22 protein-coding genes and 2 pseudogenes are annotated in these 15,287 nt (G+C 48.4%); 9 read left to right on the top strand and 15 right to left on the bottom strand.

Annotation, left to right across the window (positions count from 1 at the left end; translation table 11 throughout):
• Positions 1-98: 98 nt before the first annotated feature.
• Entirely contained in the window at positions 99-1,526 is a 1,428-nt protein-coding gene (locus K6T23_RS05725; RefSeq protein ID WP_238283866.1) for a hypothetical protein, read from the bottom strand.
• Between the two features lie 158 nt (positions 1,527-1,684).
• On the bottom strand, positions 1,685-2,605 hold the full coding sequence (locus tag K6T23_RS05720; RefSeq protein ID WP_238283865.1) for an alpha/beta fold hydrolase: 921 nt from the start codon (positions 2,603-2,605) through the stop codon (positions 1,685-1,687).
• Positions 2,606-2,720: 115 nt separating this feature from the next.
• Here K6T23_RS05720 and K6T23_RS05715 point away from each other — a divergent pair, with 115 nt between their 5' ends.
• The 4 genes from K6T23_RS05715 to K6T23_RS05700 all read left to right on the top strand — a co-directional run bounded on the left by K6T23_RS05715 (position 2,721) and on the right by K6T23_RS05700 (position 4,004).
• Entirely contained in the window at positions 2,721-3,122 is a 402-nt protein-coding gene (locus K6T23_RS05715) for a YybH family protein (protein ID WP_238283864.1), read from the top strand.
• An 86-nt stretch (positions 3,123-3,208) separates the two neighbouring features.
• Entirely contained in the window at positions 3,209-3,469 is a 261-nt protein-coding gene (locus K6T23_RS05710; protein ID WP_238283863.1) for a hypothetical protein, read from the top strand.
• A 4-nt stretch (positions 3,470-3,473) separates the two neighbouring features.
• On the top strand, positions 3,474-3,815 hold the full coding sequence (locus tag K6T23_RS05705) for a hypothetical protein (protein WP_238283862.1): 342 nt from the start codon (positions 3,474-3,476) through the stop codon (positions 3,813-3,815).
• A gap of 9 nt (positions 3,816-3,824) precedes the next feature.
• Entirely contained in the window at positions 3,825-4,004 is a 180-nt protein-coding gene (locus K6T23_RS05700; RefSeq protein ID WP_238283861.1) for a hypothetical protein, read from the top strand.
• 177 nt (positions 4,005-4,181) lie between these two features.
• Here the strand turns inward: K6T23_RS05700 and K6T23_RS05695 are convergent, their stop codons facing one another.
• Positions 4,182-4,592, bottom strand: coding sequence for a YjdF family protein (locus tag K6T23_RS05695; RefSeq protein ID WP_238283860.1), 411 nt, complete (start codon positions 4,590-4,592; stop codon positions 4,182-4,184).
• Positions 4,593-4,759: 167 nt separating this feature from the next.
• Here K6T23_RS05695 and K6T23_RS05690 point away from each other — a divergent pair, with 167 nt between their 5' ends.
• Positions 4,760-5,077, top strand: coding sequence for a hypothetical protein (locus K6T23_RS05690; protein WP_238283859.1), 318 nt, complete (start codon positions 4,760-4,762; stop codon positions 5,075-5,077).
• Between the two features lie 29 nt (positions 5,078-5,106).
• On the opposite strand, the gene K6T23_RS05685 is transcribed toward K6T23_RS05690, so the two are convergent.
• Together K6T23_RS05685 and K6T23_RS05680 are read right to left on the bottom strand one after the other, a co-directional pair.
• Positions 5,107-5,910, bottom strand: a complete 804-nt coding sequence (locus tag K6T23_RS05685) for a metallophosphoesterase (RefSeq protein WP_238283858.1) — start codon at positions 5,908-5,910, stop codon at positions 5,107-5,109.
• Positions 5,907-6,245: a YunG family protein gene (locus K6T23_RS05680; RefSeq protein WP_238283857.1), complete on the bottom strand. Its 339-nt coding sequence runs from the start codon at positions 6,243-6,245 to the stop codon at positions 5,907-5,909. Before K6T23_RS05680 ends, K6T23_RS05685 begins: the two co-directional genes overlap by 4 nt.
• A gap of 87 nt (positions 6,246-6,332) precedes the next feature.
• Here K6T23_RS05680 and K6T23_RS05675 point away from each other — a divergent pair, with 87 nt between their 5' ends.
• From K6T23_RS05675 to K6T23_RS22260, 4 genes are read left to right on the top strand one after another with little or no spacing between them, the layout of a single operon-like run.
• A complete protein-coding gene (locus K6T23_RS05675) occupies positions 6,333-7,010 on the top strand; it encodes a nucleotidyltransferase domain-containing protein (protein WP_238283856.1) in 678 nt (225 codons plus the stop codon).
• Positions 7,011-7,012: 2 nt separating this feature from the next.
• A complete protein-coding gene (locus K6T23_RS05670) occupies positions 7,013-7,153 on the top strand; it encodes a hypothetical protein (protein ID WP_238283855.1) in 141 nt (46 codons plus the stop codon).
• Positions 7,150-7,404, top strand: coding sequence for a hypothetical protein (locus tag K6T23_RS22265; protein WP_337946932.1), 255 nt, complete (start codon positions 7,150-7,152; stop codon positions 7,402-7,404). The genes K6T23_RS05670 and K6T23_RS22265 overlap by 4 nt, the downstream gene beginning before the upstream one ends.
• Positions 7,401-7,616, top strand: coding sequence for a GNAT family N-acetyltransferase (locus K6T23_RS22260; protein WP_337946931.1), 216 nt, complete (start codon positions 7,401-7,403; stop codon positions 7,614-7,616). The genes K6T23_RS22265 and K6T23_RS22260 overlap by 4 nt, the downstream gene beginning before the upstream one ends.
• A gap of 25 nt (positions 7,617-7,641) precedes the next feature.
• Here the strand turns inward: K6T23_RS22260 and K6T23_RS05660 are convergent.
• The 10 genes and pseudogenes from K6T23_RS05660 to K6T23_RS05615 all read right to left on the bottom strand — a co-directional run bounded on the left by K6T23_RS05660 (position 7,642) and on the right by K6T23_RS05615 (position 15,159).
• Positions 7,642-8,596, bottom strand: a pseudogene (locus tag K6T23_RS05660) (quinone oxidoreductase family protein).
• A 170-nt stretch (positions 8,597-8,766) separates the two neighbouring features.
• Positions 8,767-9,450 carry an alpha/beta fold hydrolase gene (locus K6T23_RS05655; RefSeq protein ID WP_238283854.1) on the bottom strand — a complete coding sequence of 228 codons (684 nt, stop codon included), beginning with the start codon at positions 9,448-9,450 and terminating at the stop codon, positions 8,767-8,769.
• A gap of 16 nt (positions 9,451-9,466) precedes the next feature.
• Positions 9,467-10,021 (bottom strand): 2'-5' RNA ligase family protein, encoded by a 555-nt coding sequence (locus K6T23_RS05650; RefSeq protein ID WP_238283853.1) that lies wholly within the window; start codon positions 10,019-10,021, stop codon positions 9,467-9,469.
• Positions 10,022-10,045: 24 nt separating this feature from the next.
• Positions 10,046-11,047 (bottom strand): serine hydrolase domain-containing protein, encoded by a 1,002-nt coding sequence (locus K6T23_RS05645; protein WP_238283852.1) that lies wholly within the window; start codon positions 11,045-11,047, stop codon positions 10,046-10,048.
• Entirely contained in the window at positions 11,044-11,958 is a 915-nt protein-coding gene (locus K6T23_RS05640; protein ID WP_238283851.1) for a Nif3-like dinuclear metal center hexameric protein, read from the bottom strand. Before K6T23_RS05640 ends, K6T23_RS05645 begins: the two co-directional genes overlap by 4 nt.
• A 1-nt stretch (position 11,959) precedes the next feature.
• Positions 11,960-12,793: pseudogene (locus K6T23_RS05635) on the bottom strand (serine hydrolase domain-containing protein); the annotation flags it as partial.
• 153 nt (positions 12,794-12,946) lie between these two features.
• Positions 12,947-13,414 (bottom strand): NUDIX hydrolase, encoded by a 468-nt coding sequence (locus K6T23_RS05630; RefSeq protein WP_238283850.1) that lies wholly within the window; start codon positions 13,412-13,414, stop codon positions 12,947-12,949.
• A 12-nt stretch (positions 13,415-13,426) separates the two neighbouring features.
• Complete coding sequence (dnaN, locus tag K6T23_RS05625) at positions 13,427-14,545, bottom strand: DNA polymerase III subunit beta (protein ID WP_238283849.1); 1,119 nt, start codon at positions 14,543-14,545, stop codon at positions 13,427-13,429.
• A gap of 126 nt (positions 14,546-14,671) precedes the next feature.
• Entirely contained in the window at positions 14,672-14,845 is a 174-nt protein-coding gene (locus tag K6T23_RS05620; protein ID WP_238283848.1) for a hypothetical protein, read from the bottom strand.
• Between the two features lie 41 nt (positions 14,846-14,886).
• Positions 14,887-15,159 carry a hypothetical protein gene (locus tag K6T23_RS05615; RefSeq protein ID WP_238283847.1) on the bottom strand — a complete coding sequence of 91 codons (273 nt, stop codon included), beginning with the start codon at positions 15,157-15,159 and terminating at the stop codon, positions 14,887-14,889.
• Between the last annotated feature and the right edge of the window lie 128 nt (positions 15,160-15,287).

Raw genomic sequence — 15,287 nt, 5'->3', positions numbered from 1 at the left:
TATGCAATGTAAAGAAGTTCAGCAAAAATCATTGCTATTTATAAAAAAAAGACTAAGCTAATAACTTAGTCTTTACCTATACATAGAAGATCGTTCGGTTATTTTATACGATAACCGCCTGCAGAAATTTTCACATCATCATAATCGTTTCTTGTATACGGTTCATAGAGGTAACTTAGATTAACAGCAGATTGATCATCGAATATAAGTAACTCCACTAGTGTAGCTGGTGTATAAGAATAGGAATGGGGTACTCCTCCGACTGATACACTTCCACGTACATACCTTGTATTATCATATCCATTTTCGACTCGATAAGGTATTTCCGCTTTTTGTAATAATTGCAGAAACTCTTCTTGGGATAAACGGTGCTGATTATAGAAATTGACTGCATTCGTATAGGTTTGAACGGCCGTGTTTTCCACCTGTAGGTATTCGTAAACAGGTTCTTTTACTGTATACGTATATGTTTCCTCATCTGTGTAGGTGTAGGGCTCTTTTTCAATTTTCGTGCCGACTTGGACCTTCTTATCCCAAGCAGTGTAGTTTGTTACGACAGGAACTTGTTTATACTCTGTAACGGTTTTATATTTAGTTACAGTTTTTTCTCCAACCTTTTCAGTCTCTTTTTTGGTTTTTATGAATTTAGATGGAACAAAGGCTGTTTTCGTCTCTGTCATTTTTTTATTTTCAGACTTAGAATTCACGTCTTTTTTTGAAATTTTTTTACTTTTTTTCACTTGCTTCTGCTTAACCCACTTACCCTTTTCTTTCTTATAAGGCGTATATTTCACATCTGAATAATAGTTACTATTTTTCTTTGTAGCCTTGGCACCTTTAGAAATGATTGCTTTAACCTTTTTACCATCCTTATTGTGATAGACAATATCCGTTACAATTTTTTTATTAGTGTAATAAGAAGTTGTCTTTTTATAAGAAGTATAGCTTATTTTTCCTTTATACCAATTTTTGTTCACTTTTGACATAACGGTTTTACTCGGTGCATAGACATTGATGGTTTTCAAGTTCTTATCTTTAGCTGTTAGTTTAGATTTCGTATCTGCTTTGGAATATGCTTGTGTTTTTTGGGTTACTCTTGATACAGTTTTTGATTGATAAACCGGTTCTTTCACCTTATATGGAACTTGTTTTTTTATCTCTTTTTGTTCTGCCCATGGTTCAGTTCTTGATGCAGGATATAACCGATTAAATTCTTTAGGTGCATAGTACCCTTGGTTATAATTATTTTTCGGATAGATATAATATTCATCCTTGAATTCTTTGTATGTCCAATCCTTATCAAGTGACGTCTGATTAGTAGAATCAGACAATTCCCACTCATATATTGGGACCTCCACATCATTATATCCTGTTTTTTCAACTGACCTTTTACCTTCTTTTTCTACATCTTTATAGTCTATTATTTTTTCTTCAGTATGATACCTAGCCTTATTCGCCAATTCATCAAGAGAAGAAGTCGCAGCTTCTGCGCTTGATGGGTAAAACATAGATGCTACAACTGTCAATGCAATTAGTAAACTCCATATTCTCATTTTCAACATACTATCCCCTTTAATTGATATAAGCTTGTATATTATACCAAACCAAGAAACATATTTTATATTGACAGATTATGTTTTACCTCTCACGATCCACTGTTAAAAAACACTTATAGCTTCTTGCTCTAAGAAGAAAATCCCCTCTCCTCGTTAATAATAAAGCGCAGCACTTCTTCCTTGAAGGCATCGGGCTCCTCATAATGAGGCGTATGGCCACTATGCTCAAAGATGGTGACTTCACCGTTCGGGGCGTCATGTTGAAACGCCTTGATTTGCTTCTCGCAAGTGGTTGCATCAAATTTACCCAAAGCAAGGAGCATGGGATTCGGCACGGTACTAAGCAGCGGCAGAAGGGATCGGAACACTTCCCCTTCTTCACGGAGAAGATCGAAGTGGAATTCAGAGCGATCATAGAATTCATCCCATTCTTCCTCAGAATGATAGGATTCGTAATCTGTAGGATTGTCGTGATTATGACGGTAGATTTCCATGCGGTGCTCCCCGAGGTGATCACTGAGTTCCATATACCCTTCCGTCAGTTCCCTGATGGATACATCGGCTTCAGCAAGCTCCCTCCCCTGTTCGGCGAGATTGCGTTGTCCGTACTTTTCAAGCAAACAGGACGTTTTTCGGATCAGACTACGGGACGTGAGCTCAAAGTCGAACGTAGGTCCCTCGAAGATGATCTTCTCAATGGACCCAGGATAGGCAGAAGCATACAGGAGCGCAAGGAATCCCCCGAAGGAATGTCCAATCACCGACCACCGTTCGATGCCGAAGTAATCCCGCAGTGCCTCACAATCCTCCACAAGGTCACGGAGTCCGAACGCTTCCCCTTCTTCGATCCCTTCCGACCGGCACACTCCCCTCTGATCGATGATGATGAGGCGAACATGTTCACCAAGTCGTTTCGCCTGATGATAATAAAAGTCATGGCTGCCTTCCCCAGGTCCACCATGAAGATATAAAACAGCCGGAAGCTTTTTCTCTCCAAATGTCTCAACATACAGCTTCTTCCCTCTGATTTCAATCAGTTCTCCTATCATAGCACCCTCCCAGAATTTCTTTTCTTTTATTCTAGCACACCATTTAATAAATGATGTAAACAAAGGATTATTATGGTAAGTTAATTGCATAAGAACCCATAAGGAGGAAACGAACATGAAGCAAGCCGCAATGGAGAATGATTACGTACATCCGGCAGAAGAAACCTTAGACCGTTACATCGACGCGACGAACACCCATCGCTTCAGCGAGGTCGAGAAACTTCTCCATCCAAATGCCGTTTATTATTTCTCTGACCGGACCTGCTCTTCTATGGAAGAAATACAGACTTACTTTGAACACGCTTGGTCGGTCGTGAAAAATGAAGTGTACGGGGCGAATGATGTGAACTGGCTACAACTAGGAGAGCAGGAGGCACTTTGCGTCTATCGGTTCACGTATGAAGGATTTGTGGATGGGGCATTTGTGAAAGGTCACGGGAGAGCGACGAATGCGTTTGTCAAAGAAGAGGGGCGTTGGCTTCTTATCCATGAGCATTTGAGTGGTGAACCAGAATAGGCAGACCGTTTATTGAACCTGTATATGGATAATAATGAACATTATGGTAGAATAATAGTAATTCCCAAACAGTTAGGAGAATACAGATGTCCAAAGGATTACTGGGTGTACTAATAGCCGGTGTACTTAGCTGGTACATTGTCGGGATCTTCACAAAACATTATGATAGTAAACTATTATTCGCAATTATCGCATGGGGTCTCATCGGGTTCCAGACAGGAAAAAAAGAATCGTCAAGCAAGAGCGAATTAACTGGAGGAGATCTGTGTGATACAGGTCTTCTTTTTTATCTTTACAGGAAGGATTTGTGGTACAGTATATTTATCATATTTTTCCAAAAGGAGTGATTGAATGCGATTCCTTCTTCTTTTATCCGTTATGCTGGTGGCGGGGGGATGCAGCATGTCCGCTTCAGAGGTACAAACGAAAGTGGACTGGGTTGATACTGTGTGTTGGAACGGGCACAAGTACATCCTTGATCAAGACTTTGGCGAGGCTGAGGCCGATGAGAAACTTGGTGAAGTCTCATTTTCCTTGGTCGGTAGTGAGGAAGAAAATAACCCAACGTATCAATTAAAGGACGGAGAAGCCACTTTCGCTTCCCCGGGGAGTGCGATTCAATCAGTGGCGGGGATCCCCGTAGAGGAGGCCATTTTGGTTGAGGACAATGTGTATACCACAAGGGAGGAATGACCAGGAACAATGGGAAAAAGACTAGTTACCGTTTTATCTTTGGTACTCGGCATCCTTCATTTGATGCTGATCTATCTCTTTCTTCATGACTGGCAATCGTTTACGACTGCATTTGGTTTCATCAGTTGGGTGGGTTTGATCCTGTTCGGTATGATCATTTGCAGTTTCATCGGACATCAAGTGCGCTGATGGGAAACCCTCTTTCGATTACGCTGGTCAGGAGTTCGACTTTGATGGTGACGTTCATCGGTGTGACAGCGTTTCTGATTGAAGGATGCACGTACTTGATTGCTTAGTCGAGACACTCCTATACCGGCCAGGAAAGAAAAAAAGAAACCCCACGAATCCATCTATGGGGTTCCAGCTCTACTTGCCGCGATGACGCGCTTTTGCTTTTTGTTTCTTTTTCTCGTATTTCAGCTGTTGAAGCCTATCCCGTTCGATACGATTCTCAATTCTCGCTTGCACTTTTTTGTGTTCAAGCGCTTCTTTCATGGCTTCCTGGGCCTTGGTCGAGATTCCTTTTTTCATTTCCTTGGCTGCGAGGCGCTGCAGGCGTTTTTGGTTGACCTGTCCACGCTTTTTGTGTGCCACCTCGACTCCCGGCTGTGACGATTCGTCCATCAGCCTGGATAATCTTCCATGAATGAATAACAGGATGTCTTCCTCTTTCGGTTCGGTGCCGAATACATGGCGAAAGACCTTAAGCTTGCCTTTCTCCACTACTTCGACGATGCCGACCCAGTACTGACCATCATGGTAAATCGTTAAGGTCATAACGATTCCCTCCTCTTTGTTTACTGAAATGATGGACATCCCGAGGAGGGGAAGGTCACTGACACGCCAAGCGTGCATCCGGACTACCAACCGGATCGTGTTTTTACATTTCATTTCCATTATACTATTTTTGTATAATGGATGTCATCTCGAAAGGAGAGACTCCTATGGCTATGATTCTAGCTTGTCTGGCATTCATCACGGTTTTGTTGCTCTTCAGGGGGTTTGCATGGGCTGAAGCAAAACCGTGGCATGAAGTCGGGAAGCATCTTGTTCTGCTCTTATTTGGCCTCCCCTGCCTTTTCCTGATCCCGTTTTTCGCCTATGAAGTGTGGCTCGCAACCGGTCTTCCCCCTGACTTCGGAGCTGTTTATATAATGGGCGGAAGCGCTGCTGTCGTAACACTCTTCGGGATCATGTCCTATCTCAGCGGAAGACGATCCTATTTGAGACAGAAAGCAAGATCTTTGAACATCCGGGGGTAACACATCACCGCTCATTCCCTTCCTTTCATTTATTTTGCCAATAGCGTTATCTCAACTACTTCAGGGCGATTAAAGATCCGGAGTGGAATGATGCTGTTGCCGAGTCCGCGATTGACAATCAAATGCGTGTCTCCGTCCTTATAGAGGCCCTCTGTATACTTAGGAAACATCCCTTGGTCAGGTGCCACCAATCCCCTGATGAACGGCAGGCGGACCTGGCCGCCGTGGGCATGGCCGCTCAGTACAAGATCTATGCCCGATTCGGCGTAAACACTGAAGAGCTCCGGTCTATGGGAAAGAAGGATATTGAACCCTTTTTTCTTTTCAAATGACTGAAGGGCAACTGGCACATCTCCACCAGCAGGATCATCCACCCCAAGGAGGCTTATTTCCTCCCCGTTCCTCGTGAGTGCGACTCGATCATCTTCCAGAAGGACAGCGCCTGTTTTCACGACCTCTTCCCTCAGTTCCTCCCATCGCCCTGACCACCATTCGTGATTTCCCGAAATGATGTATACCGGTGCGAGGGTGGAGAGTTCCTTTAGGAGGGTGAGTCCGGGACCTGGATCATATCGCTTTGCGTCGACAAGATCTCCTGTGAAGACAATCACATCAGGCTTAGATTTCTTCACTCGTTGAATCAACCTGGCCTGATTGGGTCCGAAAGACTTTCCATGAAGATCGGAAAGCTGGACGATCCGATAGCCATTGAATGCTTCTGGGATCTTCGAAGATTCTATTTCAAGCTTTGTGGTGACAAGGGCATTATTTTGAAAGTAGCAAAACAAGCCCAGAACAAGGACAATTCCACACAACACCACCCACTTTCTCATGGCTTGATCACCCTTTGGAACGCCTCCTTGAGACTCTTGTACTGCTCTTCATTTGTATCAGCAAACGCTTCGGCTCTAGATGAGGGACGATCCTCGTAGTCAGGGATCCTCTCAAACTGGGAAACCGTGAAATCTTGACGAATGCCGTCTATGATATTGTAAAAATGCCAGCTTCCTTCAATTGTGGTTTTGGCGATTTCACCACCAAGGTGATCATGGATGACGAGAGCCGTCACCCCGCACTGCCCCCTTGCCGGATTTCCCGCTGTCCACTTCGAGCTACTCTTGATGGACCATGCCTCGCGCAATCCTTTTTCTATGGTTTTTTTCTCCATTTCTCCCCATCCCCTTGTCTTTTCTATTAAAATAATAGCAGAAGTATTTTCCAAATTCAGTTTTTTGTTACAAAGGAGGAACCAACAATGATAGAACTTCAATCGATTGGCTCGGTCTGCCGGGTAGATAAAAATGGAGTGTTCTTGAATGATTCGAGTCTGGAACGGGTGCATCCCACTTTCAGGCCCGTGGTGGAAGAATTGACGGAACGAATCGCTGACGGATTTGGGGATAGGATTCACAGCGTGTATTTGAGGGGATCACTGCCGAGGGGGCTCGGCGTGGAGGGGATATCGGACATCGACCTGCTGGTGGTCACCCATCAACCGTTGACGGACAAAACCAAATCCCGCCTGCAAGACTTGGACACCGATTCACACCCGCTGATCAACGGGGTCGAATTCGCCGTATGCACGCTGAATGAACTCTTGGAGCCCCGGCGCTTCCACCTGATTTCGTTCATGATCAAGGTGTATGGCGTGCATCTTTATGGAGAAAACCTCCAGCCTGTTCTCCCCGACTTCCGTCCAGATGCAGAGCTTGCCCGTGACCATATCGCGTCCATTTCCGACCAGATTGTCCTTGCGGTAAGTGACCTGAAGGGAAATGAAGACCCGGACGATGTGATGGACTGCTGCACGTGGATCATGAAGCTGATCATCCGGTGCGGAATGGCCTTTGTGATGAGGAAGAAAGAACCTACACCCGGGACCTATATCCTGCGTATCAGCTATTCTCATCGCACTACCCTGAGAAGGAAATGAAAATGAGGCAAGCCGTGGAATATGCCATCAATCCGGTGCGTGATCCAGAGGAGGTCATCCGATTCCTGAACGGATTTGGGGATTGGATGGTGAAAGAAGCCGAACGCTGGCTTGTTGTACATAGTGAGGAGCAAGATCAATGAACTGGACAATCACAGAATTGAACAGGAAAGCAGCGGAGGAAATCCTTGCGTGGAAATATGAACCACCCTATGACTTTTATGAAAATGAAAGATCAGAAGAAGCCGTGGCGGAGCTTTCAGGCGGTACATATCGCCTGGTCCTGGATGAGTCGGGGCAAATTTATGGATTCTTCTGTACCGGTTCTTCCGCCCAGGTTCCCATGAGTTCGGCGTCTACCCGGACGATCATGTCGATTTCGGACTCGGCATGAATCCGGCCTTCACCGGGAAAGGGACGGGGGCCGCTTTCACGGCCTTTATACTAAAAGAGATCCGGAGGGATACGTCCTTGCCGATCAGGCTTTCCGTGGCGACGTTCAATAACCGCGCCATTGCTGTGTATGAAAAGCTTGGGTTCCGGAAAGTAGATGACTTCCGCACCCGCAGCGCCGAGTTCATTACAATGGTTGAAAATCGGGGGTAACATGACCATTCAGCGGGATAATCCATCATTCCTCTCCAATACGAATGACAATCTTTCCTTTGCTTCCCCTGTTCTCCATGAGCACATGCGCTTCGCGGATCTCGTCCAAACTGAACTCATGACCCACATCCACGGTCAATCGGCCTGATGTGAGCATGGGGATGACGGCCGCAGCGGTTTCTTGTAACGTTTCAGGTCTTTTCTTCCGCGTCGTGCCGAGGCTGAATCCGAGGATGGAGCGGCAGCTTGAGTGGAGGTCCTCCAACGTTGCCGAAGTGAACGAGCCTTCCGTAGGGGGCGAGACAGGTGAGGCTTCGCTCCGTGACCTTACCTGGTATGGAATCCAGGACGATATCGACTCCGTTTCCATTCGTGAGGTCGTTCACCCGTTGGGCAAAGTCTATTTCCTTATACAGAATGATCTCATCCACCCCTGCTTTGCGCGCGACCTGTGCTTTTCCCTCGCTCCCCACCGTCCCGATCACGAGCCCCGCCCCCAGCTGCTTCGCCAGGCGTGCCGCAGTGGTGCCGACTCCACCTGCTGCCGCATGGATCAGGATGGACTCTCCTTTCTCCATTCGGGCCACATCCGTCAGTAGGCGATGGCTCAGAAAGGAGACGACGGGGCTTGCTGCTGCAACGGTCATGTTCATCTCATTAGGAATGGGAAACACCAGGACCTCGCGTGCGATCACATATTCCGCATACGATCCGTTATCCGGAAAACAGATGACCCGCTGACCGACGGATACGCTCCTGCAGCCTTCCCCTATTTCTTCCACGATGCCCGCAGCATCAAGCCCCGGAATGAAGGGAAGTTTGTTCCCCTTTCCTCCGCGGCGCGCTTTGATATCGGCAAAATTGACACTCGTCTTCACCACCCGTACGAGGACCTCTCCCGCTCCGGGCACCGGCCTGTCCATCTCTTCTACATGCATTCCTGCCACATCTCCATATTCCTTCACCACAACTGCTCTCATACTTTCCACTCCTCCGGCTATGATCCTAGTTTAAGAATAGAAGATTTTTCCTAATAAGCAAAGATGGTTTTTTGGATGAGTGGTCATTAGGAGGCCTTATCAATATCGGCTCCATTCATAGCAATTTAAAAAGAAAAGGGATTCCAGCTAGCTGGGATCCCTTTTCTCCTCTATCGAATCTTCTCTAAGAATGCTCGCAAAATCTCATTGTACACCTGAGGACAGTCCATATTGGCAATATGGCTGCCACCCGGGATGAGCCCCGCCTCGATGGCTGGGTTGGCCTTCTTCATGAATGCGACGGCATCGACTTCGTGGGGGTCGATGCTTCCGTTCAGGATGAGGACCGGTACCGACAGAGCAGCAAGGTCGGCGGAGCTCACGGAAGGATAGTCGTAGGTCATCCGGTCGAGGACGACCTTCCGGATCTTCTTCCACTTTTCTCCGTGCAGATTGTTGAAATGTTTAGCGACTTCCGGCTCGTGATCTTCAATGCTGATGAAATGGCGGTGCTGCTCTTCCATGATGTCTTTTAGCTCATCAGGGATGAATGGGGAATAGCCGGTGAGGACAATCCCCTTCATCAGATCCGGTTTACGGAGGGCGAGATGGATGGCCAGGGTTGCCCCGAGTGACAAACCGACCACATAGCCTTTTCCGTGTTGTTCAATCTGGTTTTCAACAAAGCGGATGGCGCCTTCTATGTAATCCCCTTGAAGCTCTACGGTTGAATTCCCGTGGCCGGGAAGATCTAGTGCTATGACGTCGTAGTCATCTTTGAAGGCTTCGATCTGGTTGGAGAAATGGGCTTGCCCCGTTCCCATGAAGCCGTGAATCAGATAGAGTTTTTCCATGATCGTTCTCCTTTTCTCAGCCTGTGTGTAACGGCAAGTCGATGAGCGGTTCGTATTGTTTTTTCTCTGTATTCAATTCGTATACGCGAATGGAGGTGACATCAAAACGCGGGTATGGGGCGAGTTCCCTTCTTGCTTGGTTTTCCATGACTTCAAGCTCCGGTTTGCCCACTCCTTCACGGATGGATGAAGGATAAAGCTCCTTTCCCAGTGTCAGATGTGGCACGAATGCCTCCAGTTCAAAGTACTGCCGTATCTCTTCCGGCGAAGGGGATACAGCCTGGACAATCTCGCGATGAAGATCAAAAAGATCAGGGGAATGAACAGTAAGATACAGGATGGCCCCCCCGAAATAGGCCGGTTCCCCGAGACTCAAGGAAAACGGGCGGAAATGTGAAGCCACACCCTTCACCCCATCTAGCCACCTCCGGTCAGGCAATAGTCCCCCTTGAGCTTTCAGGGTGATGTGGGGCTCCACCCCTACGTTTCCCATCCACCTGTTCTGGAACTGTTGAACCCTTTCCAGGTATTCTTCAGGCGGTACGATACCGATAAAGTATTCCTTTTTCACTGGGTTTCCCTCCTTTTCCAAGCGTTATGTTGTGAGAAGTCGGTACACATCGCCGATCAGCCCCTTTATCTGATGGATGCCCGTATTGCCGTTCGTCATGATGACCCATGCTTTTCCCTCCAATGGCTCGGCGACCATCATGGACTGAAACCCTTCTCCCCAACCGAGGGAAGAAATCTCCGTCGAGCTTCCTTCTCCATCCAGGAACACGCCAAGTCCTGCCCAAGATGCGGCGCCTTGCGGAGAAATCATGTCCATCGCATACTCTTTGGAAAATAAGATCCCCTCTCCGTTTAAAGAACGGAAGAGCTCCTTCACGAGTTTCATCAAGTCGGAAGGCGTGCTCCATAGACCCGCTGCCGCGGCATACGGATAATGGGGTATCCGGTCCTTCATGACGGTGCCATCGGGATCGTGTCCAGAGGTCATGGGAGAAGTCGGCTCGTACATGCTTCGATTCATTTCCAGTGGACGGAAGAGGTGCTTGTCGATTGCCGTTTCAAACGGGATATCCAGTACGTCTTCCACCACCTGTTGGACGATGCAAAAGCCGGCATCTGAATAGGTGAACTCCTGGTTTGGCGGTTTGACTGCCTCGATGCGTGTGGGGCATGCAGGCGTTTCTCCATTAATGATCTGCACCATGTCTGGGCGTCCTGGATGAACTCCGAAGCTTTCTTCCGGATCCTCGATGCCGCCTTGATGACTGAGGAGGTGGCGCAGGGTGATGGGGCCATGCTCACTTTGGAGTGACCAGGACCTCAGGTAGTCTTGAACGGGATGATCCAGTGAGAGCAATCCTTGATGGCATAGCTTCAGTACCAGCATGGAGGTGACGTATTTGGACATCGAGCAGGCGTGGAAAAGGGTGTCTTCCGTTACGTTCCCTTTGCCTTTTTGGGCCAGACCGAGGGAGATTGTGGAAGTGGTTTGGTTGTGAAATTTAGCGAGACCCAGACCAGGTACTCCTGTGTTCAGCAATAATTCATTGAGTTTATACGTCAAGGACTCTTTCCTTTTACTCAAAGCCACCACTTCTCCTGTGGCAACAGGGTAGTGTTCAATCCCATATTTTGTTCAAACCAGTCTTTTATCAATGTTTTCTTCACGAGGTATTCAGAAGCTGCATGGGAAACACCGATGAGGGACATCCCGGTGCCAGAGGCGTATGCCATCATCTTTGAGAATCTTTCACGGCCATATTCGCTGTCGATATGGCAGTGAATTTCTCCCGTGATGTATGCCTGAACCCCTTTTTTCTCTGCTTCTTCCATCCACTCCACCTTGTCACCACAGCCTGCTACGACGGCGATTTTGCAAATCTTCTCAATGCTCGGTCCTTCGCAGTCTATATAAGGAATGGAAAATACCGATTGAAGGGTTTCCTTCAGTTCAGGGGAATCGATTTCCTCTATTTCCCCGATAAGGATCAGATGCTCACCACGATCATTGGCAAGAAATCCGTCTGTAACCGTCATACCCAGTGCAGCTGCCATGGCGGCGCTTGTTCCCAACGTTGGATGGTAGTCCAAAGGGATATGACATGTGTAAACGGATAATTGCTTTTCCTTTAGCTGTTGGATTAAATCTGGTTGAATGGGAACGAATCCTCTCCCCCATTCCCCTTGCGGATCCCCGCATTCCATAAGGAGAGGGTGATGCATGAAAAGAAAATCTCCGGGTTTTCCTTCGTTGATGAAGCGCTTCAGCACATGATCAGTTGGAAATACAGCAAGGAACACTTGTTCGACTTCACTGGCCCCACGAATCATAAGTCCGTTAAAGTACGAAGTAAACGCTTCTTCAAACGCCGCTTCCCAATCAAATGAAATCGATTCATACGCAGCAGGCAGGAATCTTTTAAAGGCGGGGTCGGCACCATATGCCTTGATCTCAAACTCCTGATTCAACTTTTCCACCAATTCTTCCAGTCTCATATCAGCACTCTCCCTTTCTCAACCCTCTCATCACTTCATCCCCGAACCCCCGGATATCCGCCAGGTAGTCATATCCCTCATACAAACTATTAAACAACCGCACCGCAACGGCCCGGTACTCCGGGATGACAAGGCAGGCGCAGCCGGGGGCACCGAAGATCTGGAAGGAGCCGTCCGGTAGCGTTGCACCCAGTTCATCTTGAGGGTGACGGCTCTGTCCTTCTTTCAGCAACCAAAAATAGCCGAAGGACGGTTGCCCGGACCGGTGGACGGGGGTGGTTACCTGCCGGATCACGTTTTCGGGAAGAATCCGTTTTCCGTCCTTCACGCCATCCGTCACATGGAGGTTCCCCCAGTCGGCGAGTTCCCTCGCATTCACAAACAGATTGCGGTCTGTCCCGTCGTCGGCACCCAACCGGATCGTTGGATATCCTAGGGGAGACACGTCACAGACGAGATTCTCTGCCGCCGCTCCCATCCAGCCTGTATGGGTCCACCCCATGGGATTGATGAGCCGTTCATGAAGGATCTCCCGAACCGTTTGACCCGTGGCTTGCTGTATGACAGCGGCCACAAGATCAGGCCGCTTCCCTTCCAGTACGGTGCCCGGTGGAGCCACCACTTCTGCCATTCCGTCCGTCCACTTCAATCCCGTGCTCCTGGTAAGTAGATGTTGGACGGTTGCCTCGCCCTGGACTCCGGGAAAATAATCATTCAGGGGATCGTGGAGACGGATCAAGCCTTCCTCGATGCAGATGGCCGCAGCCAGGGAGATATAGGTCACGCGGACCGAATAGACGTTGAAACGCGAAGAAGCATCGATGCTCCTTGCCCCTGTCCGGTCATGATGGAAACCGTCGTATCATTCCTCCACGACACGGTTATCCTTCATGACCACAAGGGCTGCACCTGATGCTTTCATTCTTTCCTTCATTGTTTTCATATGGGATCTCAGCCCATGAAATGGATCACTCATCCCGCTTCCTCCTCAGCTCACTTCCGGCCTTAGTCCTGCATAGAGATCCACAGGGTAAAGGTCGTCATTCTTCATGTGGTCGATGATGTTCCGCAGGGTAGCGGGTTCTCTGAGATCTGCTTCGTCCATCGCTTCGAGCTCGGCAAGGGGCATCCATTTCCCGTCTTGGATTTCCCCTTCTGCCGGGCGGAAGGTTCCCCCATTCACCACGCCGGTGAAATGGAACAGGACGATGCGGCTGCCGGTATCACTGATGAATGGGTAAACGCCTGTCGTCGAAGTGAGGCGGACGGAGTACCCCGTCTCTTCCTTCACTTCCCTCCAGGCAGCGTCGGCAATGTCTTCCCCTGCTTCAATCCGTCCTCCGGGAAAATTCCACTTGCCCCTGATCCCTGGTTTATCCTCTTGGATCAAAAACACTTGATCGCCCTGGGTGAGGGTGACGCTGACGACTGCGATCGTATTCGGTACGATATTCATGTTGTCTCCATCCTAGTAAGCCCTGACCGGTGAAATAAGCTGAAGATGGGTGGCATTGCCTTCTGGGCGTATGATCACGGGCTTCATGATGCCCCCGAATTGCAGGGTCACGGTCTCTTCCTTCACCGATCTCAGCGCTTCCATCAAATACTTCCCGTCGAGGGTCATCTTCATTTCTTCCGTGCCTTCGATCTCCATGATCCTTTGGGATTCCTCGATATTCCCCAGCTGTGTGGCGGCAGAGGAAAGCTTCATCCTTCCGTCGTGAATGGTGATGTAGACATTATGATTCTTCCATTCCCCGGCAAACAGGCACGCACGGTCGACACCTTTCAACAGCTGCTTCGTCTCCATCTTCACGAGCGTCTCACTGCCTTCCGGAATGAGGCCCGATACGTTAGGATACTTCCCATCAATCAAGCGGGAATAGAGACTGGTTTCGCCTAGACGGCAGTGGATATGATGCTCGTTCATGGCCACCTCTACAACCTCTGTCTTTCCGTCCCACAGTTTGATGAGTTCCCCGATCGCCTGATACGGAACGATGCATGCCCGGTCGATATGTTGATCAATTTTCGTTTCACGGTAGGCGAGGCGGTGTGAATCGGTGGCAACTGACGTGAGCCGCCCCTCTCCCATTGAAATATGTACACCGGTCAGGACCGGTTTTGCTTCACTTTTCGAAACGGCAAATACGGTCTGCTTCAGCATTTCCATCCATTTGGAGGCATCAAGCTGAAGGGTTTCACTTTCTTCCATGACGGGAAGCTTCGGATAGTCATCGGAAGGGAAGCCCTTCAGCTTCGTCTTGATTTCCCCACACCGGATGTCGGCCGTCGTGTCGTCGATCAGCTGAAGGTGGATCGGACCCGAGAGCTTCTTGACGATCTCAGCCAAATACCTGGCAGGAAGGACAATCGCTCCCGGCTGCTCAACGTCGAGCATCCCCGCTTCAGCAGGCAGCTCCCTCGTGATAATCAGGTCGGAATCACTGCCGACAAGCGTGAGCCCTTCCTCCGTCGCTACAAGATGCACACCCGTCAGTACCGGCATCGGCGTTCTCGTCGAAACCGCCCTCACCACATCTCCCAACGCCTGGTGGAACACCTCACTCATAATCGTGATCTTCACCACATTTCCCCCTCGGAACTTTTCTATTATTCTTACAATTACGCGCAAATATTTCCCTACCCGAACTAGTTTACCAGAAAACGAAGGAGGATATGGATAAATATTACTAGAATTTGCATGTATTTTTTATACAGTGCCCTGTTTCATGAGTGTTTCGATCTTTTCTTTCATGCCATCATTGCTTGTCTGAAGCAATAGGTTTGGTTTATGCTTTGCCTCATGAGCAAACTTTACACCGCTCATAGGAGTGATGATATCATCACCCTCTCCTCCGCCACCGGTGAAAACAATACCTATCAATTTAAATAAAGAAAGGGACCTCAAGACGGAGGTCCCTTTCTTTATTCTTCTGACCAGTATTCGTCCACTTCCTGTTGCATGAGCTCAAGCTTCGATGCTACGGTGGATTTTAAAATTTTATAGTGTTTATCGTATTTGCACATCCTGCATGAACAATTCAATTTCCCCTTGGCCAGTTTCCCAGGGTGCGCGATGAACGGATGGAGGATGGATTCCTTCTCATCCCTTCCCCACACATTGCGGACGACGTACAATTTTTGTTGGATGATTCGACTGCGCTGGTGCCGTGTAATGGCACGGTTTCGATTCTTCATAGATGAAGACCTCCCTTGAATGGAACCCGCCTGCACGGGGCCTCAAGGTCTGTCCCCTACAGGCAGGTACTAAGGAAAGGCTTCTTTGCTTCAGTACCTGACATATTTTCACGTCCTTTATCATTATC

The sequence above is a fragment of the Rossellomorea marisflavi genome (genome assembly GCF_022170785.1).
Classification (GTDB): Bacteria; Bacillota; Bacilli; order Bacillales; family Bacillaceae_B; genus Rossellomorea; species Rossellomorea marisflavi_B.
Note: the sequence above shows the minus strand (reverse complement) of the source record. Positions and strands in the feature narration are given on the sequence as shown.